This is a genomic window from Variovorax sp. GW821-FHT09B01, from assembly GCF_059418345.1.
Genome location: NZ_JBWKPQ010000014.1, coordinates 77,102 through 102,421, shown reverse-complemented (window position 1 = coordinate 102,421; position 25,320 = coordinate 77,102). Strand labels below are relative to the sequence as shown.

22 protein-coding genes are annotated in these 25,320 nt (G+C 69.1%); 6 read left to right on the top strand and 16 right to left on the bottom strand.

The features are described 5' to 3' along the window. Positions 1–86: 86 nt before the first annotated feature. Both AC07RV_RS30155 and groL read left to right on the top strand, forming a co-directional pair. A complete protein-coding gene (locus AC07RV_RS30155; RefSeq protein ID WP_057597714.1) occupies positions 87–377 on the top strand; it encodes a co-chaperone GroES in 291 nt (96 codons plus the stop codon). A gap of 29 nt (positions 378–406) precedes the next feature. Beyond that, positions 407–2,059, top strand: a complete 1,653-nt coding sequence (groL, locus tag AC07RV_RS30150) for a chaperonin GroEL (protein ID WP_057597713.1) — start codon at positions 407–409, stop codon at positions 2,057–2,059. 102 nt (positions 2,060–2,161) lie between these two features. On the opposite strand, the gene AC07RV_RS30145 is transcribed toward groL, so the two are convergent. Then, entirely contained in the window at positions 2,162–2,680 is a 519-nt protein-coding gene (locus AC07RV_RS30145; protein WP_057597712.1) for an Lrp/AsnC family transcriptional regulator, read from the bottom strand. A 91-nt stretch (positions 2,681–2,771) separates the two neighbouring features. On the opposite strand from AC07RV_RS30145, the gene AC07RV_RS30140 reads away from it, so the two are divergent. Further along, positions 2,772–6,434 carry an indolepyruvate ferredoxin oxidoreductase family protein gene (locus tag AC07RV_RS30140; RefSeq protein WP_296783171.1) on the top strand — a complete coding sequence of 1,221 codons (3,663 nt, stop codon included), beginning with the start codon at positions 2,772–2,774 and terminating at the stop codon, positions 6,432–6,434. Positions 6,435–6,568: 134 nt separating this feature from the next. Here the strand turns inward: AC07RV_RS30140 and xylB are convergent, their stop codons facing one another. The 11 genes from xylB to AC07RV_RS30085 all read right to left on the bottom strand — a co-directional run bounded on the left by xylB (position 6,569) and on the right by AC07RV_RS30085 (position 18,519). Further along, positions 6,569–8,026, bottom strand: a complete 1,458-nt coding sequence (gene xylB, locus AC07RV_RS30135; RefSeq protein WP_296783174.1) for a xylulokinase — start codon at positions 8,024–8,026, stop codon at positions 6,569–6,571. Positions 8,027–8,062: 36 nt separating this feature from the next. Further along, positions 8,063–9,016, bottom strand: a complete 954-nt coding sequence (locus AC07RV_RS30130) for an AraC family transcriptional regulator (protein ID WP_057594072.1) — start codon at positions 9,014–9,016, stop codon at positions 8,063–8,065. A gap of 18 nt (positions 9,017–9,034) precedes the next feature. Then, on the bottom strand, positions 9,035–9,985 hold the full coding sequence (locus AC07RV_RS30125; RefSeq protein WP_296783176.1) for a carbohydrate kinase family protein: 951 nt from the start codon (positions 9,983–9,985) through the stop codon (positions 9,035–9,037). A 23-nt stretch (positions 9,986–10,008) separates the two neighbouring features. Further along, positions 10,009–10,680 carry a transaldolase family protein gene (locus AC07RV_RS30120; protein WP_296783179.1) on the bottom strand — a complete coding sequence of 224 codons (672 nt, stop codon included), beginning with the start codon at positions 10,678–10,680 and terminating at the stop codon, positions 10,009–10,011. Between the two features lie 113 nt (positions 10,681–10,793). After that, positions 10,794–11,582: an L-iditol 2-dehydrogenase gene (locus AC07RV_RS30115; protein WP_296783181.1), complete on the bottom strand. Its 789-nt coding sequence runs from the start codon at positions 11,580–11,582 to the stop codon at positions 10,794–10,796. Further along, positions 11,579–12,961, bottom strand: a complete 1,383-nt coding sequence (dalD, locus tag AC07RV_RS30110; RefSeq protein ID WP_296783238.1) for a D-arabinitol 4-dehydrogenase — start codon at positions 12,959–12,961, stop codon at positions 11,579–11,581. Before dalD ends, AC07RV_RS30115 begins: the two co-directional genes overlap by 4 nt. A gap of 88 nt (positions 12,962–13,049) precedes the next feature. Beyond that, positions 13,050–14,090 (bottom strand): ABC transporter ATP-binding protein, encoded by a 1,041-nt coding sequence (locus AC07RV_RS30105; RefSeq protein ID WP_203204562.1) that lies wholly within the window; start codon positions 14,088–14,090, stop codon positions 13,050–13,052. Between the two features lie 17 nt (positions 14,091–14,107). After that, on the bottom strand, positions 14,108–14,941 hold the full coding sequence (locus tag AC07RV_RS30100) for a carbohydrate ABC transporter permease (RefSeq protein ID WP_093352143.1): 834 nt from the start codon (positions 14,939–14,941) through the stop codon (positions 14,108–14,110). 149 nt (positions 14,942–15,090) lie between these two features. Beyond that, positions 15,091–15,948 carry a carbohydrate ABC transporter permease gene (locus AC07RV_RS30095; protein WP_093352146.1) on the bottom strand — a complete coding sequence of 286 codons (858 nt, stop codon included), beginning with the start codon at positions 15,946–15,948 and terminating at the stop codon, positions 15,091–15,093. 150 nt (positions 15,949–16,098) lie between these two features. Further along, complete coding sequence (locus AC07RV_RS30090) at positions 16,099–17,409, bottom strand: ABC transporter substrate-binding protein (protein WP_296783187.1); 1,311 nt, start codon at positions 17,407–17,409, stop codon at positions 16,099–16,101. 174 nt (positions 17,410–17,583) lie between these two features. Beyond that, positions 17,584–18,519: a LysR family transcriptional regulator gene (locus AC07RV_RS30085; RefSeq protein ID WP_296783191.1), complete on the bottom strand. Its 936-nt coding sequence runs from the start codon at positions 18,517–18,519 to the stop codon at positions 17,584–17,586. 125 nt (positions 18,520–18,644) lie between these two features. Between AC07RV_RS30085 and AC07RV_RS30080 the strand changes: the two genes are divergently transcribed. Next, positions 18,645–19,640, top strand: coding sequence for a Bug family tripartite tricarboxylate transporter substrate binding protein (locus AC07RV_RS30080; RefSeq protein WP_296783192.1), 996 nt, complete (start codon positions 18,645–18,647; stop codon positions 19,638–19,640). Between the two features lie 35 nt (positions 19,641–19,675). Then, on the top strand, positions 19,676–20,737 hold the full coding sequence (locus AC07RV_RS30075; protein WP_296783195.1) for a 4-hydroxythreonine-4-phosphate dehydrogenase PdxA: 1,062 nt from the start codon (positions 19,676–19,678) through the stop codon (positions 20,735–20,737). A 74-nt stretch (positions 20,738–20,811) separates the two neighbouring features. Here AC07RV_RS30075 and AC07RV_RS30070 read toward each other — a convergent pair whose 3' ends face one another. The 3 genes from AC07RV_RS30070 to tal form a co-directional block, all read right to left on the bottom strand. After that, a complete protein-coding gene (locus tag AC07RV_RS30070) occupies positions 20,812–21,144 on the bottom strand; it encodes a DUF805 domain-containing protein (protein ID WP_093352153.1) in 333 nt (110 codons plus the stop codon). 106 nt (positions 21,145–21,250) lie between these two features. After that, the gene (gene pgi / locus AC07RV_RS30065) at positions 21,251–22,816 is read right to left on the bottom strand and encodes a glucose-6-phosphate isomerase (RefSeq protein ID WP_296783199.1); all 1,566 of its coding nucleotides are present in this window, start codon (positions 22,814–22,816) and stop codon (positions 21,251–21,253) included. Between the two features lie 2 nt (positions 22,817–22,818). Beyond that, positions 22,819–23,775, bottom strand: a complete 957-nt coding sequence (tal, locus tag AC07RV_RS30060; RefSeq protein ID WP_296783201.1) for a transaldolase — start codon at positions 23,773–23,775, stop codon at positions 22,819–22,821. 264 nt (positions 23,776–24,039) lie between these two features. On the opposite strand from tal, the gene AC07RV_RS30055 reads away from it, so the two are divergent. Continuing rightward, entirely contained in the window at positions 24,040–24,711 is a 672-nt protein-coding gene (locus AC07RV_RS30055; RefSeq protein WP_296783204.1) for a lipocalin family protein, read from the top strand. On the opposite strand, the gene AC07RV_RS30050 is transcribed toward AC07RV_RS30055, so the two are convergent. Then, complete coding sequence (locus AC07RV_RS30050) at positions 24,657–25,319, bottom strand: HAD family hydrolase (protein ID WP_296783207.1); 663 nt, start codon at positions 25,317–25,319, stop codon at positions 24,657–24,659. The two genes, AC07RV_RS30055 and AC07RV_RS30050, sit on opposite strands and share 55 nt — an antisense overlap. Position 25,320: the final 1 nt, after the last annotated feature.

Sequence of the window (25,320 nt, the reverse complement as noted above, 5' to 3'; positions counted from 1 at the left end):
AAGCCTCGCCTCCAGTCGACGGGCAACCGGTCCTGCAGGATGGGCGCCCAAAAAACCACCACCCAGTTTCTTATCCAGGAGATGCAATGAAACTTCGTCCTTTGGCCGATCGCGTGATCGTCAAGCGTATCGACAGCGAAACCAAGACTGCCTCGGGCATCGTCATCCCCGACGCCGCCGCCGAGAAGCCCGATCAGGGTGAAGTCCTGGCCGTGGGCCCGGGCAAGCGCAATGACAAGGGCGACCTGTCGGCCCTGACCGTGAAGGTCGGCGACCGCGTCCTGTTCGGCAAGTACAGCGGCCAGACCGTCAAGGTCGATGGCGACGAGCTGCTCGTCATGAAGGAAGACGACCTGTTCGCGGTCGTCGAGAAGTAATCCACCCATCCCATTCGGAGTAAACAAACATGGCAGCAAAAGACGTCGTCTTCGGCGGAGAAGCCCGCGCACGCATGGTCGAGGGTGTGAACATCCTGGCCAACGCGGTCAAAGTGACCCTGGGCCCCAAGGGCCGCAACGTGGTGCTCGAGCGCTCGTTCGGCGCCCCCACCGTGACCAAGGACGGTGTGTCGGTCGCCAAGGAAATCGAACTCAAGGACAAGCTGCAGAACATGGGCGCCCAGCTCGTGAAGGAAGTGGCTTCCAAGACTTCGGACAACGCCGGTGACGGCACCACCACCGCGACCGTGCTGGCACAAGCCATCGTGCGCGAAGGCTTCAAGTACGTGGCCGCCGGCATCAACCCGATGGACCTGAAGCGCGGCATCGACAAGGCCGTGACGGCCCTGGTCGAAGAGCTGAAGAAGGCTTCGAAGCCCACCACCACGTCGAAGGAAATCGCTCAAGTCGGCTCGATCTCGGCCAACAGCGACGAAACCATCGGCAAGCTCATCGCCGACGCGATGGACAAGGTCGGCAAGGAAGGCGTGATCACCGTCGAAGACGGCAAGTCGCTGGACAGCGAACTGGACGTCGTCGAAGGCATGCAGTTCGACCGCGGCTACCTGTCGCCCTACTTCATCAACAACCCCGAGAAGCAATCGGCGCTGCTCGACAACCCCTTCGTGCTGCTGTTCGACAAGAAGATCAGCAACATCCGTGACCTGCTCCCCACGCTGGAACAAGTCGCCAAGGCCGGTCGTCCGCTGCTGATCATTGCCGAAGAAGTCGAGGGCGAAGCCCTGGCGACGCTGGTCGTGAACACGATCCGCGGCATCCTGAAGGTCGTGGCCGTCAAGGCGCCTGGCTTCGGCGACCGCCGCAAGGCCATGCTCGAAGACATCGCCATCCTGACGGGCGGCAAGGTCATCGCCGAAGAAGTCGGCCTGACCCTCGAGAAGGTGACGCTGGCCGACCTGGGCCAGGCCAAGCGCATCGAAGTGGGCAAGGAAAACACCATCATCATCGACGGTTCGGGCGCTGCTGCCGACATCGAAGCCCGCGTGAAGCAAGTGCGCGTGCAGATCGAGGAAGCGACCAGCGACTACGACCGTGAAAAGCTGCAAGAGCGCGTGGCCAAGCTGGCCGGCGGCGTTGCAGTGATCAAGGTCGGCGCTGCCACCGAAGTCGAAATGAAGGAAAAGAAGGCTCGCGTCGAAGACGCCCTGCACGCCACCCGCGCTGCAGTGGAAGAAGGCGTGGTTGCCGGTGGTGGCGTGGCCCTGCTGCGTGCCAAGCAAGCCGTGGGCGACCGCGTGAAGGGCGACAACGCCGACCAGGACGCCGGCATCAAGCTGGTCCTGAAGGCCATCGAAGCCCCCCTGCGCGAAATCGTGAACAACGCCGGCGGCGAAGCCTCGGTGGTGGTGAACGCGGTGCTGGCCGGCAAGGGCAACTACGGCTTCAATGCCGCCAACGACTCGTACGGCGACATGCTCGAGCTGGGCATCCTGGACCCGACCAAGGTGACCCGCACCGCGCTGCAGAACGCCGCTTCGGTGGCCTCGCTGCTGCTGACGACCGAAGCCATGGTGGCTGACGCTCCGAAGGACGACGCTCCTGCCGGCGGCGGCATGCCCGACATGGGCGGCATGGGTGGCATGGGCGGCATGGGCATGTAATTGCCTCTCGCCCGGCGAGCGCTTCGGCGTTCGACGGGCGGGTCGTTCAGACACGACAGAAGGCCGGGGTTCGCCCCGGCCTTTTTCTTTGGGCGCGCCGCTTCAGCCGCGCGCCCTGCGCCGCGGCCCCGCCGCGGTCGACGCCATGTCGATCGGCAGCGGCGCATCGGCCTTGACCTCGCGCAGCACGATCGCCGAGCGCACGTGCGTCACGCCGGCCTGCTCGAACAGCGTGGTGTGCAGGAACTGCTCGTAGTGCTTGATGTCGGGCACCAGCACCGTGAGGATGTAGTCGGCCGGCCCGGTGGCCGAGGCGCAGCGCACCACCTGCGGGCTCGCGGCCACGGCACGCTCGAAGTCGCGCACCTTGGCCTCGCTGTGGCGGTCGAGGTTCACCTCCGTCACGGCCGCGAGGTTCAGTCCCACCTTCTCGCGGTCGACGATCACCGTGTAGCCGCGGATCACGCCGCTGGCCTCCATGTCCTTGATGCGGCGCCAGCACGGCGTGGGCGACAGTCCCACCGCGTCGGCGATCTGCTGCACGGTCTGGCGCGCGTCGCGCTGCAGTTCGTCGAGGATGCGCAGCGAATGATGGTCGAGAGGGATGAATTCGTCGTTCATGGCGATTTTCGAGATGGATATTCCTGATTCCAGGGTCACCCTGTAGTGATTCAAGAGAATATTCCTCCTGAGCGAGAACAACAATCTCGCAATGAATTCGCATGACCTCTCTTCGGCCGCAGCCCCCACCCGCGCCGCCGAAACCGCCGCCACGACCACCCTCGCCCGTCCGGGCTACCAGCTCGCCGACAACCTCTGGGCGAGCTCGGGCGTGGTCTTCCTCACCGGCACGCAGGCGCTGGTGCGCCTCTTGTGCATGCAGCGCCAGCGCGATGCCGCGCGCGGCCTCGACAGCCGCGGCTTCGTCAGCGGCTACCGCGGCTCGCCGCTCGGCATGGTCGACCAGGCGATCTGGAAGGCCGGCAGCCGCTTCGAGCAGGAAGGCGTGCGCTTCGTGCCCGCCATCAACGAGGAGCTGGCCGCCACCCAGGTGCTCGGCACCCAGCGCGTGGAGTCCGACCCCGAGCGCGAGGTCGAGGCCGTGTTCGGCATGTGGTACGGCAAGGGCCCGGGCGTGGACCGCGCAGGCGACGCGATCAAGCACGGCAATGCCTACGGCGCCTCGCCCAACGGCGGCGTGCTGGTGGTGGCGGGCGACGACCACGGCTGCGTGTCCTCGTCGATGCCGCACCAGTCCGACCAGGCCTTCGCGGCCTGGGGCATGCCGGTGGTGCAGCCGGCCAACGTGGCCGAGCTGGTGGAGTTCGGGCTCTATGGCTATGCGCTCTCGCGCTATTCGGGCACCTGGGTCGGCATGCCGGCGCTGTCGGAGGTGGTGGAGAGCTCGAGCACGGTCGACCTCGACCTGATCCTCGCGCGCAGCGCCGCCTGGCTCGATGCCGACGGCGTGCGCGAGGCCACCGGCCACCGCGCGCCGGCCGACGGCCTGCACTACCGCTGGCCCGACCTGCCCTCGCTGCGCATCGAGTCGCGGCTGGCCGACAAGCACGAGGCGGTGGCCGCGTTCGCGCGCGTCAACAGCATCGACCGCGTGGCGGTCGAGAGCCCCGAGGCCCGGGTCGGCATCGTGACCTGCGGCAAGGCCCACTACGACCTGATGGAAGTGCTGCGCCGCCTCGAGATCTCCACGGAGCGCCTGGCCGCGGCCGGCGTGCGCATCTACAAGGTGGGCCTGAGCTTCCCGCTCGAGCAGACGCGCATGCGCGCCTTCACCGCGGGCCTGGCCGAGGTGCTGGTGATCGAGGAGAAAGGCGCCTTCGTCGAGAGCCAGCTGCGCGACATGTTCTACAACGCGCCGGCCGACGCACGCCCGGCGCTGGTCGGCAAGCACGACCGCGACGGCCGCCCCTTCATCTCGGCACTCGGCGAACTGCGGCCCTCGCGGCTGATCGAGCGCGTGGCCGAATGGCTCGAGCGCCACGTCGGCGGCGCCGACGGCATCGGCCGCCCGACCGAGCGCGTGCGCGACTTCACGCCGCCCGACCTGCTGGCCAACGCCAGCGATGCGGTCAAGCGCCTGCCCTACTTCTGCGCCGGCTGCCCGCACAACACCAGCACCAAGGTGCCCGAGGGCTCGACCGCGCGCGCCGGCATCGGCTGCCACTTCATGGCCAGCTGGATGGAGCGCGGCACCGCGGGCCTGGTGCAGATGGGCGGCGAGGGCGTGGACTGGATCTCGCATTCCAAGTTCACGCGCGTGCCGCACGTGTTCCAGAACCTCGGCGACGGCACCTACTACCACTCGGGCTACCTGGCGATCCGCCAGGCGGTGGCGGCCAAGGCCACCATGACCTACAAGATCCTGTTCAACGACGCGGTCGCGATGACCGGCGGCCAGCCGGTGGACGGCGTGATCACCGTCGACGCGATCGCGCGCCAGGTCGAATCGGAAGGCGTGATGCGCGTGGTGGTGGTCAGCGACGACATCCGCAAGTACGACGGCCAGAAGGACCGCTTCCCGGCCGGCACCGGCTTCCACGACCGCAGCCTGCTCGACACGGTGCAGCGCGAACTGCGCGAGGTGGCGGGCGTCACCGTGTTGATCTACGAGCAGACCTGCGCCGCCGAGAAGCGCCGCCGGCGCAAGAAGGGCGAACTGGCCGATCCGCCCAAGCGCCTGTTCATCAACCAGGCGGTGTGCGAAGGCTGCGGCGACTGCACGGTGCAGAGCAACTGCGTGGCCGTGGTGCCGCACGAGACGCCGCTGGGCCGCAAGCGCCAGATCGACCAGACCCACTGCAACAAGGACTATTCGTGTGCCCAGGGCTTCTGCCCGAGCTTCGTGGGCGTGACCGGTGCCTCGCTGCGCCGCAAGGCCGGCGCGCTGCAGCGCGAGAAGGACGCCGTGCTGGCACGCGCCGCCGCGCTGCCGCAGCCCCCGGGCCACGACTGGGACAACGCGCCCTACGACCTGCTGGTCACCGGCGTCGGCGGCACCGGCGTGGTGACCGTGGGCGCGCTGGTCGCGATGGCCGCGCACCTCGAGGGCAAGGCCGCGAGCGTGCTCGACTTCATGGGCTTCGCGCAGAAGGGCGGCTCGGTGCTGAGCTTCGTGCGCATGGCGAGCCATCCCGAGCGCCTGAACCAGGCCCGCATCGACACCCAGCAGGCCGATGCCGTGCTGGCCTGCGACCTCGTCGTCGGCGCCTCGCCCGAAGCGCTGCAGGCGGTGCGCCACGGCCGCACGCGCATCCTCGCGAACCTGCACGAGATCCCGGTCGCCGAGTCGCTGCGCAATCCCGACGCCGAGCTGCACATCGACCTGCTGCTCGAGAAGCTGCAGTTCGCGGCCGGCGAGGAGCAGGTGAAGACCTTCGACGCGCAGGCGCTGGCCGAGGAGTTCATCGGCGACACGCTGGCCGCCAACATCCTCGCCGTGGGCTACGCCTGGCAGCTCGGCCTGGTGCCGCTGGGCTTCGAGGCGCTGATGCGCGCCATCGAGCTCAACGGCGTGGCGGTCGCCGCCAACCGCCTGGCCTTCGCGCTGGGTCGCATGGCCGCGGCCGATCCCGAAGGGCTCAAGCGCCTGGGCGACACGCTGCAGCCCGCGTCGGCGATGGACCTCGCGAACGCGGCCGACGGCAATGACCTCGAGGCCATCGTCGCGCGCGGCGTGGCGCATCTCTCGGGCTACCAGAACGCCGCCTGGGCGCGGCGCTTCGAGACCCGCATCCGCGCGCTGCAGCAACGCGAGTCGGCGCTCGGCGGCGATGCCTCGCTGCCCTTCACGCGCAACGCGGCGCGCAGCCTGCTCAAGCTCATGAGCTACAAGGACGAGTACGAGGTGGCGCGCCTGTACACCGACGGCAGCTTCCAGCGCAGCCTGATGGAGCAGTTCGAGGGCGAGAAGATCAAGCTCGAGTTCCACATGGCGCCGCCCTTCCTCGCACCGCCGAAGAACGGCCAGGCACCGCGCAAGATCCGCTTCGGCGCCTGGATGCTGCCGGCGATGCGCGTGCTCGCGCACGGCAAGGCGCTGCGCCACACGCCCTTCGATCCCTTCGGCCGTACGCAGGAGCGGCGGCTGGAACGCGAGCTGATCGCCCATTTCGAGGCCCGGCTCGACGAACTGGCGCAGGACATGGCGGCCGCCGACCAGAAGCTGCTGGCCGACATCGCCGCGCTGCCGATGACGATTCGCGGCTACGGCCACGTGAAGATCGGCAACCTCGCGCTGGCGCGTGCGCGCGAAGCCGAGCTGCTGCACCGGCTGCGGCCGCAGCGCTATGCGGCGCCGGCCTCGACCAAGGCCGCGGGGCAGATCAAGGGCATCGCGATCGTCGCGGCGCACTGAACGCTCCGGCTCCCTCTCCCTCTGGGAGAGGGCCGGGGTGAGGGCTCTGGGCGACGGATACCGTCAGGGCCATGGTGAGGCCCGGTGCCCTCACCCTGACCCTCTCCCAGAGGGAGAGGGAAAAGACCAGGCGCTCAGGCCTCGAACGACGCGCGCAGCAGCGGATAGAGCTTGCGAAAGCGCGCATGCCGCGCGCGGTGCCCCGCCGCGACCTCGGCCTTCGGATCGAAGCGCTGCCGCACCGCGGGCGCGGTGCACACCGCGGCGATCGCGCCGCCATCGGCCAGCCAGGCCAGTCGCGCGGCGCCGAGCGCACCGCCGGCCTCGCCGCCCTCGGCCAGCGTCAGCGGCACCTCGAGGATGTCGGCCAGCAGTTGCGCCCACCAGCTGCTGCGCGCACCGCCTCCCACCAGCGCCAGCGCGCCCGCGGACCGCGCCAGCGTGTCGAGTCCGTCGCGCAGGCCGAAGCTCACGCCCTCGACCACCGCATAGGCGATGTCGTCGGCGCCATGCGCCTGCGTGAGTCCGAACAGCACGCCCTGCGCGTTCGCGTTGTTGTGCGGCGAGCGTTCACCCGACAGGTAGGGCAGGAAGATCGGCGCGCGCGCACGCGCCGCGTCGTCGAGCCGCGCGGCCGCCGCCAGCAGCGTGGCCTCGTCGCCGAAGCCCAGGTGCCGCGAGGCCCAGCTCACGGCGCTCGCGGCCGAGAGCATCACCGACATCTGGTGCCAGCGGCCCGGCAACGCATGGCAGAAGGCATGCACCGCCTGCGCGGGATTCGGTTCGAAGCGGCTCGAGGCCACGAAGATCACGCCCGAGGTGCCGAGCGAGACGAAGCCCTGCCCGGGCTCCACGATGCCCATGCCGACCGCGCTGGCGGCGTTGTCGCCCGCGCCGCCGGCGATCTTCACGTCCGCAGCCAAGCCCCAGCGTTCGGCGAGCTGGGCTTTGAGCGTGGCCGAGACCTCGCTGCCCTCCACCAGCCGCGGCATCTGCGCACGCGTGAGGCCGGTGGCCGCAAGCAGCTCGTCGGACCAGTCGCGCGCACCGACGTCGAGCCACAGCGTGCCGGCCGCATCGGACATCTCGCCGACCGCCTCGCCGCTCAGCATGAAGCGCAGCCAGTCCTTGGGCAGCAGCACGCGCGCCACGCGCGCGAAGATTTCCGGCTCATGCTCGCGCACCCACAGCAGCTTGGGCGCGGTGAAGCCCGGCATCGCGAGGTTGCCCGCGATCTCGCCCAGCCGCGGCACCGCGCGCGTCAGCGTCTCGCACTGGGCGCCGCTGCGGCCGTCGTTCCAGAGGATGGCCGGGCGCAGCACCTCGCCGGCCGCGTCGAGCAGCGTGGCGCCGTGCATCTGGCCCGACAGCCCGATGGCGCGCACCTGCGCGAGCGCCGCCGGCTGGTCGGCGCGCAGCTGCGCCATCACCTGCTCGAGCGCCTGCCACCATTGCGCGGGCGATTGTTCGGACCACAGCGGATGCGGCCGGTCCACGGTCAGCGATGCGCGCGCCACGCCGACGATGCGGTGATCGTCGGCGAGCAGCAGCGCCTTGAGCTCGGACGTGCCGAGGTCGAGTCCCAGATACAAGAGAAGCTCCCGGTGGGTTTGGATGAAAGGCGGCGTTCAGGCCATGCCGTTGCCGAAGCGGGTGTCGGCCTGGCGGCGGAACTCGCTGGGCGTCATGCCCTTGATCTCGAGAAAGCGCCGGTTGAAGTTCGCCACGTTGTTGAAGCCGACCTGGTAGCAGATGTCGGTCACGTAGTGGTCGGTCTGCATCAGCAGGTGGCAGGCGCTGTTGATGCGCACGCGGTTGACGAAGTCGGTGAAGCTGTTGCCGGTGGAGCGCCGGAAGAAGCGGCTGAAGCGGCTCTCGCTCATGCCGAGCTCGGCGGCCAGGTCGGCCATCGAGAGCTGCTCGGTCATGTTGTTGGTGATGCGGTTGACGATGCCGTTGATCTGGTCGACCTGCGCGTCGCCATCGGCGCCCTGCGCGCCCTGCATCTGCACGCTCGACAGCAGCCGGTAGTCGGTGCACTGCGCGAGGTCGGCCAGGAAGCCCAGGAACAGCCCGAGCCGGCGCACGCCGCGCGCGGCCTTGATGTCGTCCCAGTGCTGCTGCGCCTGCTGCGAGAGGCCGAAGAACTCGATGCCGTGGCGCGCGCGCTCGAGCAGTTGCATGACCTCGCGCAGCTCGGGAATCTGGGCCGCGGCCTGCTCGATCGGCTCGTGCCGGAACTGGATCACGCGGTCGCGCCCGGCGGCACCGCCCTCGGGCACGTCGAGCGAGATCCAGTTGTGCGGCAGCCGCGGGCCGCACAGCACCAGGTGGCCGGGCTGGAACGGCCCGATCCAGTCGCCGATGAAGGCCTTGCCCGAGGTCTCGGTGATCAGGTGCAGCTCGTAGTCCTCGTGGAAGTGCCAGCGCACCAGCGGGCTCGGGAAGCCGTGCGCCAGGCATCGCACCAGGCCGGTCTCCTCGGGCGCCTCGTAGCCCAGCGAGGGCGAGCGCGCGAAGTCGCGCTCCAGCTCGGGCTGGCGCTGGCGGGGAATCGAACGCTTGCGGGTGGTGGTGGTCATGGCTGCATGCCAGAACGACTAGCGATTGTCTCCCTGCGCCAGCGCCGCCTGCACGGCCGCCAGCACCGGTGGATCGGCACCCTCGCGGGTGCAGTTCAGGGCCGCGGCGGTGGCGGCGAAGCGCATCACCGCGCGCCAGCCGTCGTCGCCAAGCGCCGCGAGCTGGTCGCGGTGCTCCACGCCCTGGTCGAGCAGCGCGACCGACAGGCCGGCCGTGAAGGTGTCGCCGGCGCCGATGGTGTCGACCACCTGCACGCGCGGCGCGGCCACCGACAGCGGCGCCTTGCCCGCGCGCCACAGCGTGGCGCCCTCGCCGCCGCGCGTGACGATGACGGCGCGCGCGCCCGCGGCCAGGATCTCGGCGGCCAGCGCATCGACCGGGCGATCCGGCGCGAGCAGCGCGGCATCCTCGTCGCTGAGCTTGACCAGGTCGGCCATCGCGAACCAGTTGGCCACGCGCGCTCGGTAGGCCGCGAGGTCGGGGATCAGGCTGGGCCGCACATTGGGATCGAACACGATCACGCAGCGGCCCGCGTTGGCGCTCACCAGGTCGGCGATGCGCGTCGCGGCCGGCTCCTGCAGCAGCGAGATCGAGCCGAAGTGCAGGAAGCGGCAGTCGGCCGGCAGCTGCGGCAGCGGCTCGGGCGCCCAGGTCGCGTCGGCGCTGCCGTGCGTGTAGAAGGCATAGCGGTTGGTCTGCGGCGTGCGCTCGACGAAGGCCAGAGTCGAGGGCGCGCTGCTGCGCAGGATGAAGCCGGTGTCGACGCCGTTGCGTTCGAGGAAGGCCATCAGCCGCTCGCCGAACAGGTCGGTCGACAGCTGCGTGAAGAAGCCGGTGTGCTGGCCCAGCCGCGCGCAGGCCACGGCCGTGTTGAGCGGCGAACCGCCCTCGTGGCCGAGGAAGGCCAGCGTGCCGGCCTCGCTGGCGGTGAAATCGATCAGGGCTTCGCCCGTGAGTGCAATGCGCATGGTGAGGACAGGATTTTCTTCGGTCAGTTCAGGGCGCGGGCGTCGTCCAGGAAGCCGCGTTCGGCGGCAAGCGTGGCGGGATGATCGAGCAGTTCGGCGAACAGGCGCGGCGGGATCGTGATGGCGCCGACGCCCAGCGCGAGCAGCGACAGGTAGGCCTCGCGCGAGCGGATGCTCGCCACCAGCAGCCGCGTGCCCGCCGCGGGCCGCCGCGCGACCAGCGACTGCATGCGCGCGATCAGCGCGAGGCCGTCCTGGCCCGCATCCTCGAGCCGCCCGAGGTAAGGCGCCGCATAGGCCGCGCCGAGCTGCGCCGCGAAGTGGGCCTGCTCCGGTGCGTAGACGGCGGTCCAGGTCACGGGCACGCCCTGCGCGATCAGCCGCGCGCCGGCCACCAGGCCCTGGCGCGTGGCGGGAATCTTGATGACGAGCTGACCGGCGTCGAACTTCGGCAGCAGCGCCTGCGCGTCCTCGAGCATGCCGTCGACCTCGCTCGAGTACACCTGCGCCTGCACCTGGCGCGCGCCCAGTTCGATGCAGCGCTGCAGCAGGCCGGGCACGTCGGCGCGGCCGACACCGGCGCGCTGGAGCAAGGTCGGGTTGGTCGTCACGCCATGGACGACCGGGTGCGGCAGGCAGGCCCGCAGCGCCGCGAGGTCGGCGCTGTCGAGGTAGAGATGGAAATCGTCGTTCATGGATCGCGTGCGGCGGAGGTCGGCTATCTTCTCACCGGGCGGCCCGCGCTTCACCGCAAGGAAGGCAAGCGCTCCGATACTTTCCTGACTTCGCTGCGGCATGCATCGCCATCTCAGCCCATGACGTTGCCGCCATCGACGTTCAAGGTCTGCGCCGTGATGTAGCGCGCCTCGTCGCTGGCCAGGAACACGGCCGCGCCCGCGATGTCGCCCGGCAGGCCCATGCGGCCCAGCGGCACCTCGAGCCCCACGCGCCGCTTCTTCTCGCCGAGGGCCAGTCCCTCGGCCCTGGCGAACAGGCTGTCGACCTGGTCCCACATCGGCGTGTCGACCACGCCGGGCGCGATGCCGTTGACGCGGATGCCATGCGGCGCCATCGCGAGCGCCGCGCTCTGGGTGTAGCTGATCACGGCCGCCTTGGTCGCGCAGTAGTGCGACACCAGCGCCTCGCCGCGTCGCCCCGCCTGCGAGGCCATGTTGATGACCGAGGCGCCGCGGGTGCCGGCCTCGACCATGTGGCGCAGCACGGCCTGCATGACGAAGAACATGCCCTTCACGTTGACGGCGAACAGGCGGTCGAACGAGGCCTCGTCGCTGTCGAGCAGCGGCGCGAGATCGAACACGGCGGCGTTGTTGAACAGCACGTGGATCGGCCCGAAGGCCACCTGTGCCTCGACCAGCAGGCGCGCGATGGCCTGCATGTCGGTCACGTCGGCCGCGATGTAGGCCAGGCGATCGGGATGGCGCTGCTGCAGCGCGCGCACCGCCTCGGAAGGCGCGGCCGCGCGATCGACCACGCTGCAGCGCGCGCCCTCGGCGATGCAGGCTTCGGCGACCGCCAGGCCGATGCCGCCACCTGCACCGGTCAGCAGCACATGGCGGTCCTGCAGCCGGGTGCTCATGCCTTGTCGCAGATGAAACTCGCGACACGTCCGCTCGCGCGGCGCACCGCATCGACCAGCCGCGCATCGCCCGCGATCGGGCCCCACAGGCCCGCGTCCGCGCACAGCGCGGCGACCGGGTCGGCCGCGTCGCAGATGGCATGCGCCACGGCTTCGTCCATGCCCTGGTCCTGGTAGGCATAGGGCAAGGTGCCGCGGTGCCAGCGCTGCAGGAAGGCCAGGAACAGCGCGGGCAGCATCGCCACGCTGTCGATGGGCTGGCCCGCGGCCAGCCGCTCGCGCACGGTCGGTGCGATGAAGCCGGGGATCTTCGAGAAGCCGTCGGCGGCCACGCGCTGGTTGGTGTCGCGGATGGCGGGGTTGCCGAAGCGGTCGAGCACCACGTCGCGGTAGGCCGCGAGGTCGATCGGGCTCGGGCTCAGGCAGGGAATGACGTCGTCGCTCACGTAGTCGAAGGCCATCTTGCGGATGGCGGCGTCGTGCGTGCCCTCGTGGATGAAGCCGAGGCCCACCAGCGTGCCGGCCCAGGCGATGCAGCTGTGGGTGGCATTGAGGATGCGGATCTTGGCTTCCTCGTAGGGCTGCACCGAGTCGACCAGTTCGACACCCACACGCGCCCAGTCGGGGCGGCCGGCCGCGAAGTCGTCCTCGATGACCCACTGGATGAAGCTCTCGCCGGTGATCGCGGCCGCGTCGTCGCGACCGGTGGCGGCCTTCACGCGCGCGCGCAGCTCGGGCGGCGGGCGCGGCGTGATGCGGTCGACCATGGCATTGGGGCAACGCGTGTTGGCCTGCGTCCAGGCCAGCAGTTCGGCATCACCCGCGCGCTCGATGAACTCGAGCAGGCCGGCGCGGAAGCGCTCGCCGTTGTGGCGCAGGTTGTCGCAGTTCAGCAGCGTGAGCGGCCCTGCGTCGGCGGCCTTGCGCGCGCGCAGGATCGCGCAGACGGCGCCGTAGATGGTCACGCCCTCGCCGCCCGCCTCGCCCTTGGCGGCACGCGCGATGTCGGTGGCGAGGTCGGCAAAGGACAGGTCGAGCCGGCCCTTGGTGTCGAGGTAGTAGCCGGCCTCGGTGACGGTGAAGGAGACGATGCGCGTGGACGGCGCGGCGCCGCGCGCGATCGGGCCGGCGAGCGAGGGCTCGTAGGGCAGCACCTCGCGGATGGCCTCGATCTGCTCGTAGCGGTACTCGCCCGCGGGCGAGACGGTCTCGAGCGTGTAGCGGCCGCCCTGGGCGCGCAGCGCCTCGACGACCTCGGCCATGTCGGGCCGGATGTTGGCGCCCGAGATCGACCAGCGCGTGTCGCCCGCGTCGATCAGCCGCTGCAGGTAGACCGCCTGGTGCGCCCGGTGGAAGGACCCGAGGCCGAGGTGGAGCACCGTGAACTCCGAGGGAGCGGGTGGAAGGGGCGCTGCTGCGAGAGTCACGAAGAATGTCCCGGAAGAGGAATGAAACGAGAGAAGAGGTTCAGGCCGCGACAGCGCGCCCGTCGCGCGTGAACAGGTGCAGCACCGAGGGATCGAGCTCGACCGCCACGTCGTCGCCGGCCTGCAGCGGCGTGCGGTCGTTCTGGCGCGCCACCAGCGGCACGCCGCCCACGTCGACGTGGATCAGCGTGTCGGCACCCAGCGCCTCGATCAGCTCGACGCGGCCCTGCACGTCCGACACCGGCGCGCCGGCCTTCGGATGCACGCGCAGGCCCTCGGGCCGCACGCCGAGGAAGCCGTCGCTCGGCAGCCGGCCGCCGGTCGCGGCCGAGAAGCTCGGGATGGCGCTGGCCGCCACCATGTTCATCGAGGGCATGCCGATGAACTGCGCGACGAACTGGTTGGCCGGGCGGTCGTAGAGCTCGAGCGGCGTGCCGACCTGCTCGATCAGCCCGTCCTTGAGCACCACCACGCGGTCGGCCAGGGTCATGGCCTCGACCTGGTCGTGCGTGACGTAGATGGTGGTCGCGCCGAGTGCGCGGTGCAGCTTGTGGATTTCCACCCGCGTGTTGCCGCGCAGCGCCGCGTCGAGGTTGGACAGCGGCTCGTCGAACAGGAACACCTTGGGCGCGCGCACGATGGCACGGCCGATGGCCACGCGCTGGCGCTGACCGCCCGAGAGGTCCTTAGGCAGGCGATCGAGGTACTGCGTGAGGTTCAGCGTCTTCGCCGCATGCTCGACCTTGGTCTTGATCTCGGACTTGCTCGTGCCCGCGAGCTTGAGCGCGAAGGACATGTTGTCGTACACGCTCATGTGCGGATAGAGCGCATAGCTCTGGAACACCATCGCGAGGTCGCGCTTGCCCGAGGGGGCCCAGGTGATGTCCTTGCCGTCGAGCAGCAGGTTGCCGCTGCTGATGGGCTCGAGCCCCGCGATCAGCCGCAGCAGGGTCGACTTGCCGCAGCCCGAGGGACCGACGAAGACGATGAACTCGCCTTTCTGGATCTCGAGGTCGACGCCCTTGATGATGTCGACTTCGCCGAAGCTCTTCTTGATGTTCTTCAGTTGGAGGTAGGCCATGGGGTGTCTCCCTTTCTTTACTTGACGGCGCCGAAGGTCAGGCCTTGCACCAGTTGCTTCTGGCTGAACCAGCCGAACACGACGATGGGCGCGATGGCCATCAGCGAGGCCGCCGACAACTTGGCCCAGAACAGGCCCTCGGGGCTCGAGTACGAGGCGATCAGCGTGGCCAGCGTGCCGGCCTTGGCGGAGGTGAGGTTGAGCGCCCAGAAGGCCTCGTTCCAGCTCAACACCAGGCACAGCAGGCCGGTGGAGGCGAGGCCGCCGACCGACAGCGGCAGCACGACATGGCGGAACTCGGTCCACAGGCTCGCGCCGTCCATGCGCGCGGCCTCGAGGATCTCGTTCGGGATGTCCTTGTAGGCGCTGTAGAGCATCCAGACCATGATCGGCAGGTTCGACAGCGTGAACACGATGGTCAGCGCGCTCAGCGAATCCAAGAGGCCCGCGGTCTGCGCGAGCACGTAGATCGGCACCAGCGCGCCCACGGCCGGCATCATCTTGGTCGAGAGCATCCACATCAGGATGTCGCGCGTCTTCTTGGTGCGGAAGAAGGCCATCGAGTACGCGGCCGGCGCCGCGATCAACAGGCCGAGGATGGTCGAGCCCAGGCTGGTGATCAGCGAGTTGCGCGCGTACAGCAGGTAGTCGCTGCGCCGCTGCACCTCGCCGAAGTTGTCGAGCGTGGGCTCGAAGATGAACAGCGGCGGCACGTGGATCGCCTGCAGCTCGGTCTTGAAGGCCGTGAGGAACAGCCAGCCGAGCGGGAAGAACAGCAGCAGCGCGACGGCCCAGGCACCGACGGTGCGCAGCAGTTGCGGCAGGAAGTTGCTGGGAGCTTGTTGTTGCATGGTTCAGCTACTCCATCGTGCGGTGGGCAAGACACGGCCCATTCCAGGAACACCACGGAACCGGCTTTGCCGGGCCGTTGGTGTTGCCCCCTGCAAGGGGGTTGGCGAAGCGATACGAAGTGCGCGAAGACTGGGGGTGTGCAACATGACTAATCCAGGTTCTTGCCGATGATGCGGATCAGGAACACGGCCACGATGTTGGCCAGCACCACCGCGAACAGCGCGCCGGCCGAGGCCACGCCCACGTCGAAGTTCATGAGCGACTGCTTGAAGATCATGTAGGTCATGTTCGTGCTCTCGTTGCCCGGGCCGCCGTTGGTGGTGATGGCGATCTCGGCGAACACGCTCAGCAGGAAGATCATCTCGATCATGATCACCACCGCCATCGGGCGCGCGAGGTGCGGCACGGTGAGATAGAAGAAGCGCTGGAACGCGCTCGCGCCGTCCATGCGCGCGGCCTCCATCTGCTCGCGGTCGAGCGACTGCAGCGAGGTGATGAAGATCAGGCAGGCGAACGGCAGCCATTGCCAGGCCACCATGATGATCACCGACAGCAGGGGCACGTCGGTGAGCCAGTCGATCGGCTGGGCGCCGAAGGCGCGCCACACATCGGCCAGGATGCCGTAGATCGGGTTCATCATCATGTGCTTCCACAGCAGCGCGTTGACCGCGGGCATGACGAAGAAGGGCGAGATCAAGAGCACGCGCACGATGCCGCGGCCCGGGAAGGGTTCGTTGACCAGCAGCGCGAGCAGCACGCCAAGCACCACGGTGATGCCGATCACGCTGCCGATCAGCAGCAGCGTGTTCCAGGTCGCGGGCCAGAAGTCCGGGTCGGTGACGAAGTACTCGAAGTTGGCGAGGCCCGCGAAGGGATGGTCGCCGGGCTGCATGAGGTTGTAGTTCACGAACGAGAAGTACAACGTCATCGCGAGCGGCACGATCATCCAGAGGAAGAGCGTGAGCACGGCCGGCGCCATGAGTGCGCGGGGCAGGAGTCTTTTCATGGGTGGTCCCTTCTCTCTTCTGTCTGGCTCCTTCCCCCTCTGGGGAAGGTGGGGATGGGGGCTGCTGCGATCGAGCGCGGCAACGGACGATGCGCCGTGCGTGCTCCCACCCCGGCCCTCCCCCGGAGGGGAGGGAGCAAGCCACGAGGCTTACTTGTAGTAGCCGGCCTTCTTCATCTCACGCTCGGCCGTGGTCTGCGAAGTCTTCAGCGCCTGGTCGACCGTGACCTTGCCCGCGAGTGCCGCGCTCATCTGCTGGCCCACCGCCACGCCGATGGCCTGGAACTCGGGGATGGCCGCGTACTGCACGCCGACGTAGGGAGACTTCGGCAGCGTGCTGTCGCTGAGGTTGGCGCCGTCGATGGCCTTCTTCTCGGCGGCAGCGAACTTCGCGACCTTCTGGAACTCGGGGTTCGCGTAGGTCGACTTGCGCGTGCCGGTGGGCACCGCGCCCCAGCCGTGCTCCTTGGCGACGAGGTTGACGTAGTCCTTCGAGGTGGCCCACTTCACGAAGGTCTGGGCGGCGGCGGCCTTGGTCGAGCTGGCGGGGATCGCCAGGTTCCAGGTCCACAGCCAGTTGGCGCCCTTGGGCGTGACAGCAACGGGTGCCTGCGCGAAGGCCACCTTGTCGGCCACCTTCGACTGCTTGGGATCGCTGATGAACGAGGCGGCGATGGTCGCGTCGACCCACATGCCGCACTTGCCTTCGTTGAACAGCGCGAGGTTCTCGTTGAAGCTGTTGGCCGAGGCGCCCGGCGGGCCGTAGGCCTTCATCAGGTCGACGTAGAAGCCGATCGCGTCCTTCCAGGGCTTGGTGTCGATCTGCGGCTTCCACTGCATGTCGAACCACTGGCCGCCGTTGGTGTTGACCAGCGTGGTCAGGAAGGCCATGTTGTCGCCCCAGCCCGGCTTGCCGCGCAGGCACATGCCGTAGACGCCGGCCTTCGGGTCGTGGATCTTGCCGGCCAGTTCCTTCACCTGGTTCCAGGTCGGCTGCTCGGGCATCTGGAAGCCGACCTTGTCGGCCAGGTCCTTGCGGTACATGAGCATCGAGCTCTCGCCGTAGAACGGCGCGGCGTAGAGCTTGCCCTGGTACGACAGGCCGTCGCGGATCGCGGGCAGCAGGTCGTCGGCGTCGTAGGCGGCGTCGGTGGCGATGGGCTGCAGCCAACCCTTCTTCGACCAGATCGGCGCTTCGTACAGGCCGATGGTCATCACGTCGAACTGGCCGCCCTTGGTGGCGATGTCGGTGGTCACGCGCTGGCGCAGCGTGCCCTCTTCCAGCGTGACCCACTTGAGCTTGATGTCGGGATTGGCCTTCTCGAAGAAGGGCGTGAGCTTCTGCATCTCGATCATGTGGCCGTTGTTGACGGTCGCGATCACGAGTTCGGTGGCAGCCTGGGCGACGAGCCCGGTGCCGGCGAGTGCGAGGACGAGGCCCGCTTTCAGAAAACGCTGCATGTTGTCTCCTAGAGGGTGAGCGACGCCCCCTCGGGTCGCCGTGCCCGGATTCTGGATAAACATGCTTGCGGTTTTGGTACTTCGAATGTCAACGACGGTACTTTCATGCACCGATTGGCTAGTGAATTCCCTAGTCAACGCAATACAGCATGTGCCAGAGGCAATCCAAAGCGTTCAGCCGGTGCCCAGCAGCTGCCGGCGGAACTGGGCCGCCGCGGGCGAGAGCGCCCGCCCCTCGCGCGTGACCAGGCAGATCGGCGGCACGCGCACCGGCAGCTCGATCGGCACCACCCGCAGCAGGCCCAGCCGCGCGTAGTGCCGGGCCTGCGAGGCGGGCATGACAGCCGCCATGTCGGAGCTCTCGAGCAGCGCGGTGATGGCGATCGGCGAGGCGGTCTCGAGGATGTCGAGCCGCGCCTGCACGCCGGCCTCGCGCATGGCGGCCTCGAAGCGCCCGCGCTGCGGCGAGCCCGGCGGCTGCAGCACCCATTGCCAGGCCGCCAGGTCGGCCAGCGTGAGGCCCTCGCGCTCGAAGGCCGGATGGCCGCTGCGCACCACCACCACCTGCGATTCGCCGAGCAGCGGCACGCTGGCGTAGCGCGATTCGTCGTGCCCGTCGGTGAGCCGGCCCAGCACCAGGTCGACGTCGCCCTGCTCGAGCTGGGCCTGCATCACGTCGCTGGTCTCGACCACCACCGACACCGCCACCTGCGGATGGCGCCGACGGTATTCGACCAGCGCCGGCGCCAGCAGCTCGGGCACGGCGCCGGGCACGCTGCCCACGCGCAGCGCGCCGCTGAGGCCGGAGCGCAGCGCCAGCATCTCCTCGCGCGCGCTGCCGAAGTCGCTGACCACGCGGTGGGCGTAGCGCACCAGGATCTCGCCGTAGGCGGTGGGTTCCATGCCGCGCGCCAGCCGCTCGAACAGCTTCTCGCCGAGCGAATCCTCGAGCTGCTGCAGCAGCTTGGTGGCCGCGGGCTGGCTGATGTTCATGGCCTCGGCCGCGCGGCCCAGGTGGCGGTGGGCGTCGAGGCGCACCAGCAGCAGCAGCTGGCGCGGTCGCACCTGCAGCATCAGCGAGGCATCGGGCGAGGTTTTCTGGACGGTCATCACCAAAAGTATATGAAGCCCGCAGCAATTTCGATTGGATCGCGAGGAGCGAACGGCCTACCCTGCGGCTTCGCCATGCATGGAAAGCAATGGCGCTCAAGACCAACAAGCAGGAGACAACCCCGATGCGCCTCTTTTCCCTGGCCTTCCGGCACCGACGCGCCGCCTTCTTCGCCACCGCGTTCGCGCTGGCCACCGGCCTCGCCTCAGCCCAGACCGCGCCCGCCTACCCCGACAAGCCGCTGCGCATCATGGTCGGCGCCTCGCCGGGCGGCGGCACCGACATCCTGGCGCGCGTGCTGGCCGACAAGCTCTCGCCCGCGCTCAAGCAGCCGGTGGTGGTCGAGAACCGGCCCGGCGCCTCCAACACCATCGCGGGCGAGCTCACGGCGCGCGCGCCGGCCGATGGCGCCACGCTGCTCCTGGCCACCAACACCGCGCAGGCGGTGGCGCCGCACATCCTCAAGCTCAAGTACGACCCGCTCAAGGACCTGCAGCCGCTGGGCCTGGTGGCCGTGATGCCCAACGTGCTGGTGGTGTCGGCCAGCTCGCCCTACAGGTCGGTGAAGGACCTGCTGGCCGCGATGGCGGCCCGGCCCGGCGGCTTCAAGTACGCCTCCTCGGGCATCGGCAGCACGCAGCACGTGGGCGGCGAGGCCTTCAACCTGGCCACCGGCATGAAGTCGGTGCACGTGCCCTACAAGGGCAGCTCGCAGGCGCACATCGACATCATCTCGGGCGAGGTCGAGATGATGTTCGACAGCACCTCCTCGGCCATGGGCCAGATCAAGGCCGGCAAGTTCCGCGCGCTGGCCGTGAGCGCGCCGCAGCGCTCGCCCGAACTGCCCGACGTGCCCACGCTGGCCGAACAGGGCGTCAAGGGCGCCGACGTCTCGACCTGGTACGGCCTCTACGTGACGGCCGGCACGCCGCGCCCGGCCGTCGAGCGCCTGAGCGCCGAGCTCGCGCGCAGCCTGCAGCTGCCCGATGTGCAGGCCCGCATCAAGGCCCTGGGCGGCGAGCCCGGCAGCCTGATCGGCGAACCCTTCGCCGCCATGAACCGGCAGGAGTTCGAGCACTACGGCCAGCTCGTGCGCGCCGCCAACATCAAGGCCGAATGAGGCCGTCCCCCGCTTTTTCTCCACCGACGATCGCCATGTCCACTCCTTCGAAGATTCCGACCGTGACCTCCGCCAAGCCCCGCATCGCCGTGCTGCTCGGCGACCCCAGCGGGGTCGGCCCCGAGATGGCGGTCAAGCTGCTCGCGCGCCAGCGCAACCTCGACGCCGCGCGCGTGCTGCTGATCGCCGACCCGGTGGTGCTGGCCGCCGGCGAGCGCATCGCCGGCGCCAGGCTCGATCCGCTCGCGGCCGAGAGCCTCGACACGCTGCGCTTCGAGGACGGCCGGCCCTCGCTGCTGGCCTGCGACTGGATGGAGGGCGCGGAGCCGGTGCTCGGCGAATCGAACGAGGCCTCGGGCCGCGCCTCATTCCAGGCGCTCGAGCTCGCGACCGCGGCCGTGCGCCGCGGCCAGGTCGACGCGATCCTGTTCGCGCCGCTCAACAAGCATTCGCTGCGCCTGGGCGGCCTGGTGCACGAGGACGAGCTGCGCTACATGCAGGCGCGCTTCGCGGTGCCGGGCTTCGTCTGCGAGTTCAATCTCACGGGCGCGCTGTGGACCTCGCGCGTGACCTCGCACATTCCGCTCAAGGACGTGGCGAGCCACATCACGGGCGAAGGCGTGCGCGACGCGGTGAAGATCATCGCCGCGGCACTGCGCCAGTCGGGCGTAGCGCAGCCGCGCATCGCGGTCTCGGGGCTCAACCCGCATGCCGGCGACGGCGGCTCGATCGGCATGGAGGAGATCGAGATCATCGGCCCGGCCATCGAGAAGTTGCGCGCCGAGGGCTACGACGCGCGTGGCCCGTTCTCGCCCGACACGGTGTTCATCGGCGCGCGGCGCGGCGACGTCGACGCGGTGGTCTCGATGTACCACGACCAGGGCCAGATCGCGATGAAGCTCATGGGCTTCGAGCAGGGCGTGACCCTGCACGGCGGCTTGCCTGTGCCCGTGGCCACCTCGGCCAGCGGCAGCGCCTTCGACATCGCGGGCCAGGGCATCGCGCAGATCGAGGGCCTGCAGCAGGCCTTCGACCTGTGCCTGCGCATGGCCAGCGGTGCGCCGGTGCGCGCGCCCGCGGCGACGGCCGAGGCCTGAGGAAGCGCCCGGGCAGAAAAAAGGGCCGCATGCGCGGCCCTGTCGAATCGTTGTTCTGCGGGTGTCCGTGGTCTTCAGGCGCCTTGCGGCTGGCCGTAGGCGTTGGACTCGGGCTGGCTGGGCTGGACGAAGAAATAGATCAGCACCAGGTTGATCAGCGGAATGATCATCAGCAGCTGGAACCAGCCGCTCTTGCCGATGTCGTGCAGGCGGCGCGAGCCCACGGCCAGCACGGGCAGCAGGAAGCCGAGCGCGGCGACCAAGTAGACGATCTGGTGGATGAAGCTGGCGACGATCAGAACGACCACCTCGGCCAATATGAACCACCAGAACTCGGAGCGCGAGGCGCGCCCACTGAAATCCGTGTACTTCTGAAAGCAGGTCTTGACCGCTGTTTGAAAATCCATTTGATCGGCTCCTCTTGAGGTCCCCGGGAAATTTCCCGGGGCCATCATATCGGCGCCTTCTTCAACGGCAATGGCAACGAATGGCGTACTTCGAATGGCCAAGCGCTCACTGCGCGGGCGGGCTCAGCCGCTGCAGCAGGCCCGCGGTCGAGGCATCGAGGCCCGTGACGTCGCCCGAGGCGAGCCGCGGCTCGATGTCCCGCGCGAGCACCTTGCCAAGCTCCACGCCCCACTGGTCGAAGCTGTTGATGCCCCACAGCGCGCCGCTGGTGAACACGCGGTGCTCGTACAGCGCGATGAAGGCGCCGAGCGCCTCGGGCGTGAGCTTCTCGAACACGAAGAAGCTGCTGGGCCGGTTGCCCGGGAAGTTCTTGTGGCCGCCCGCGTCGAGCTTGCCCACCATCAGCGCCTGCGCCTGCGCGAGCGCGTTGGCCAGCAGCTTCGGGTGGTGGCCCTCGAGGTCGTGCGAGGCATCGCGCACCGCGAGGAACTCCAGCGGGATCACGTCGGTGCCCTGGTGCAGCATCTGGAAGTAGGCATGCTGGCCGTTGGTGCCCGGCTCGCCCCACAGCACGGGCGAGGTGCCCAGGCCCGGCGGCAGCGCCGCACCGGTCGCGTCGACCTGCTTGCCGTTGCTCTCCATCTCGAGCTGCTGCAGATAGGCCGGCAGCCGCTTCAATGCGCTGTGATAGGGCGCGATGCTGCGACTCGTGAAGCGGTGGAAGTTGCGATACCAGACATCGAGCAGGCCGAGGCGGATCGGCAGGTTCTGCGCCAGCGGCGCGGTGCGGAAGTGCTCGTCCATCGCATGCGCGCCCGCGAGCAGCCGGCGGAAGCCCTCGGCGCCGATGGCCAGCGCGATCGGCAGGCCGATGGCCGACCACAGCGAATAGCGCCCGCCCACCCAGTCCCAGAAGCCGAAGGTGGTCTCGATGCCGAACTGGTTGGCCGCTTCCACGTTGGTGGTGAGCGCCGCGAAGTGGCCCGCGATGTCGTTGCCGCCCGACTGCTCGTACCAGCGCCTGGCGGACTGCGCGTTGGTCATCGTCTCGGCCGTCGTGAAGGTCTTCGAGGCGATCAGGAACAGCGTGTGCTCGGGCGCGAGGCCCTCGAGCACGCCGTCGAGCTCGTGGCCGTCGACGTTCGAGACGAAATGAAAGTGCTTGCCCGGCGCCGCGAATTCCGCGAGCGCGAGCACCGCCATCTGCGGGCCGAGGTCGGAACCGCCGATGCCGATGTTGACCACGTCGGTGATGGTGTGGTCGCCGCGCACCTTCTCGGCGTAGGCGAGCATGGCGTCGAGCGTTTCGTGCACCTCGCGCAATTGCGGCGCGGTCTTGCCGACCTTGGCATCGGCCGGCGCGCGCAGCAGCGTGTGCAGCACCGCGCGGTCTTCCGTGTTGTTGATGTGCTCGCCCGCGAACATCGCGTCGCGGTGCGCCTCGAGGCCGCACTCGCGCGCGAGCGCGAACAGCAGCGCTTCCACGCGCGCATCGATCAGGTTCTTCGACAGGTCGGCGAACAGGTACGGCGCCTCCTGGCTGAAGTGCGCGAAGCGGCCGGCGTCGTCGACGAAGGCATGGCGCAGATCGAACTGGCGGCCCGCGGTCTCGAAGTAGGACTGCAGCTGCGCCCAGGCCGGTGCGCGGTCGCAGCGAAGCGGGGTCGCCATGATCAGCGGCCGCTTTCCTGCATCAGCTTCTCGAGCTTGATCGCATCGGCCGCGAAGGCGCGGATGCCCTCGGCGAGCTTCTCGGTGGCCATCGCGTCCTCGTTGAGCGCGAAGCGGAAGCCGGCTTCGTCGTAGGCGATCTTCTCGGCCTTGCCCTGGGCGGCGGCCTTGGCATCGAGCGCGTGCTCGAGCGGCTCGTTGCTCGCGGCCAGTTCGGCCAGTAGCTCGGGGCTGATGGTCAGCAGGTCGCAGCCGGCGAGCGCCTGGATCTGGCCCACGTTGCGGAAGCTCGCGCCCATCACCTCGGTCTTGATGCCGTTGGCCTTGTAGTACTCGAAGATCTGGCGCACCGACTTCACGCCCGGGTCGTTGGCGCCGGCGTTGGCGGTCTCGTCCCACTTGGCGCCCGCGGACTTCTTGTACCAGTCGTAGATGCGGCCGACGAAGGGCGAGATCAGCTGCACGCCGGCCGCGCCGCAGGCCACGGCCTGCGCGAACGAGAACAGCAGCGTGAGATTGGTGCGGATGCCTTTCTGCTCGAGCTGGCGCGCGGCCTCGATGCCTTCCCAGGTGGAGGCAACCTTGATCAGCAGGCGCTTCTCGGTGTCGATGCCCTCGGCCTTGTAGAGCGCCGTGATGCGCTCGCCGCGGGCCACGGTGGCGGCGGTGTCGAAGGACAGGCGCGCATCGACCTCGGTCGAAACGCGGCCCGGGATGATCGAGAGGATCTCGGTGCCGAAGCGCACCAGCAGGCGGTCGATGACCTCGTCGAGCGGCTTGCCCGCATGCTTCTTCACGCCCTCGTCGAGCAGCGGACGGTACTCGGGCTTCTGCACCGCCTTGAGGATCAGCGACGGATTGGTGGTCGCGTCCTGCGGCTTGGAGGCGCTGAGCTGCTTGAAGTCGCCGGTGTCGGCGACCACGGTGGTCCATTGACGGATTGCATCGAGTTGGTTCATGGCAATGATTATGTTGCGGTGATGGCGACGGGGCCTGCACGCTGTTGCATGCGGGCCGATGCTTTCATGCGCACCGTAGCACGGCTTGGCACCCTGTTCCATGACGGCGCGAACAACATGCGGCCAGCAGGGTTTCGGCCCCATGCCGCCCTACAGGCGCTGTGGTCCACGGCTGACGGCGCCGGCCCGCGGGCGCGTCTAGGCTGAAGAATCCTTTCCTTCGCGAATCGTCGGATTCGCCGTCCCGACCCAGGAGCCCCCTACATGCAGCGCAGACTTCCTCCCGCAGCCTCCACCGACCTCGCCTCCTTCGACGACCGCCGCACCAGTGCCGCCATCGGCACCCTGGCCACGGCCTTCGTGATCGGCGGCGCGGCGGCCTGGCTCGCGCTGGATGCCGCGCGCCGCTCGCGCGTCAAGTTGGCCGGCCCGGCCGACGGCGCCCCGCTGATGCGCGCGCCGCTGCAGGTGGTGGCGCCCGTGGACCTGCACCGCTATGCCGGCCTCTGGCACGAACAGGCGCGGCTGCCCAACCGCTTCCAGAAATCCTGCGCCGGCCCGGTCACGGCCAATTACACGCCGCGGCCCGACGGCACGATCGAGGTGCTCAACCGCTGCGAACGCGCCGACGGCAATTTCGAGGAATCGCTGGGCACCGCGCGCGTGGTGCCGGTGGCGGGCCAGCCCGGCGCGGGCCGGCTTGAGGTGCGCTTCGCGCCCTCGTGGCTGGCCTGGCTGCCGGTGGTGTGGGGCGACTACTGGATCCTGAAGCTGGACCGCGACTACCAGGTGGCGCTGGTCGGCACGCCGAGCCGCGAGTACCTGTGGGTGCTGTCGCGCGCCCCCTGCCTGGACGACGCAACGCTGCAGGCCGAACTCGACTACGCGGGAAGCCTGGGCTTCGACATCGACAAGGTCGAGCGCACCGGCAGGTAGCGCGAGAGCTGGGTCGCGAGCGTGGCCGGCGCGGTGCAGTGGATCGCGTGCCAGCCGAAGGCGCGCGCGGCTTCCACGTTGGGCGCCGAATCGTCGATGAACACCGTCTGCTCCGCCGCCAGCGCATGGCGCACCGCGAGCAGTTCGTAGATCTCGCGATGGGGCTTCAGGAACTTCACGTCGCCCGAGAACACGCCACCGTCGAAACGCCGCATGAAGCCGTGGCGCGCCAGGATCGCGCGCGCATAGGGCGCGGGCATGTTCGAGAGGTAGTAGAGCTTCAGCGGCTCGCCGGCCTCGCGGCGCTCGAACAGATCCTCGAGCAGCGCCACCGTGACATCGATCGGCGCCAGCCGTTCGCCGAGTCCGTCGAGCATGGCCAGCAGCCGGTCGGCCGGCAGCGAGAGCCGGGCCGCCATGCGCGCGACGGCTTCCTCGAGCGTGCGGGTGCCGCAGTCGAAGCTGGTCCAGTCGTCGTGATGGAAAAGCGCGCGGCCCAGGGCCGCGGCGGCGGATTCAGTAGGGGCATGCTCCGCCAGATGGGCCTGGACCAGCCGTGTGGGCTCCCAGGTGAAAAGCACGGCGCCAAGATCGAAAACCACGTTCATG

What these genes read in the sequence shown, in the direction of transcription:
- AC07RV_RS30140 (WP_296783171.1), top strand. Translation starts at nt 2,772, where the DNA reads ATGAATTCGCATGACCTCTCTTCGGCCGCAGCCCCCACCCGCGCCGCC.
- AC07RV_RS30125 (WP_296783176.1), bottom strand. Translation starts at nt 9,985, where the DNA reads ATGCGCATTGCACTCACGGGCGAAGCCCTGATCGATTTCACCGCCAGC.
- AC07RV_RS30090 (WP_296783187.1), bottom strand. Translation starts at nt 17,409, where the DNA reads ATGCAGCGTTTTCTGAAAGCGGGCCTCGTCCTCGCACTCGCCGGCACC.
- AC07RV_RS30050 (WP_296783207.1), bottom strand. Translation starts at nt 25,319, where the DNA reads ATGAACGTGGTTTTCGATCTTGGCGCCGTGCTTTTCACCTGGGAGCCC.
- AC07RV_RS30055 (WP_296783204.1), top strand. Translation starts at nt 24,040, where the DNA reads ATGCAGCGCAGACTTCCTCCCGCAGCCTCCACCGACCTCGCCTCCTTC.
- AC07RV_RS30100 (WP_093352143.1), bottom strand. Translation starts at nt 14,941, where the DNA reads ATGCAACAACAAGCTCCCAGCAACTTCCTGCCGCAACTGCTGCGCACC.
- AC07RV_RS30115 (WP_296783181.1), bottom strand. Translation starts at nt 11,582, where the DNA reads ATGAGCACCCGGCTGCAGGACCGCCATGTGCTGCTGACCGGTGCAGGT.
- AC07RV_RS30075 (WP_296783195.1), top strand. Translation starts at nt 19,676, where the DNA reads ATGTCCACTCCTTCGAAGATTCCGACCGTGACCTCCGCCAAGCCCCGC.
- AC07RV_RS30085 (WP_296783191.1), bottom strand. Translation starts at nt 18,519, where the DNA reads ATGACCGTCCAGAAAACCTCGCCCGATGCCTCGCTGATGCTGCAGGTG.
- pgi (WP_296783199.1), bottom strand. Translation starts at nt 22,816, where the DNA reads ATGGCGACCCCGCTTCGCTGCGACCGCGCACCGGCCTGGGCGCAGCTG.
- groL (WP_057597713.1), top strand. Translation starts at nt 407, where the DNA reads ATGGCAGCAAAAGACGTCGTCTTCGGCGGAGAAGCCCGCGCACGCATG.
- AC07RV_RS30080 (WP_296783192.1), top strand. Translation starts at nt 18,645, where the DNA reads ATGCGCCTCTTTTCCCTGGCCTTCCGGCACCGACGCGCCGCCTTCTTC.
- AC07RV_RS30120 (WP_296783179.1), bottom strand. Translation starts at nt 10,680, where the DNA reads ATGAACGACGATTTCCATCTCTACCTCGACAGCGCCGACCTCGCGGCG.
- AC07RV_RS30155 (WP_057597714.1), top strand. Translation starts at nt 87, where the DNA reads ATGAAACTTCGTCCTTTGGCCGATCGCGTGATCGTCAAGCGTATCGAC.
- AC07RV_RS30130 (WP_057594072.1), bottom strand. Translation starts at nt 9,016, where the DNA reads ATGACCACCACCACCCGCAAGCGTTCGATTCCCCGCCAGCGCCAGCCC.
- AC07RV_RS30095 (WP_093352146.1), bottom strand. Translation starts at nt 15,948, where the DNA reads ATGAAAAGACTCCTGCCCCGCGCACTCATGGCGCCGGCCGTGCTCACG.
- AC07RV_RS30105 (WP_203204562.1), bottom strand. Translation starts at nt 14,090, where the DNA reads ATGGCCTACCTCCAACTGAAGAACATCAAGAAGAGCTTCGGCGAAGTC.
- AC07RV_RS30145 (WP_057597712.1), bottom strand. Translation starts at nt 2,680, where the DNA reads ATGAACGACGAATTCATCCCTCTCGACCATCATTCGCTGCGCATCCTC.
- tal (WP_296783201.1), bottom strand. Translation starts at nt 23,775, where the DNA reads ATGAACCAACTCGATGCAATCCGTCAATGGACCACCGTGGTCGCCGAC.
- AC07RV_RS30070 (WP_093352153.1), bottom strand. Translation starts at nt 21,144, where the DNA reads ATGGATTTTCAAACAGCGGTCAAGACCTGCTTTCAGAAGTACACGGAT.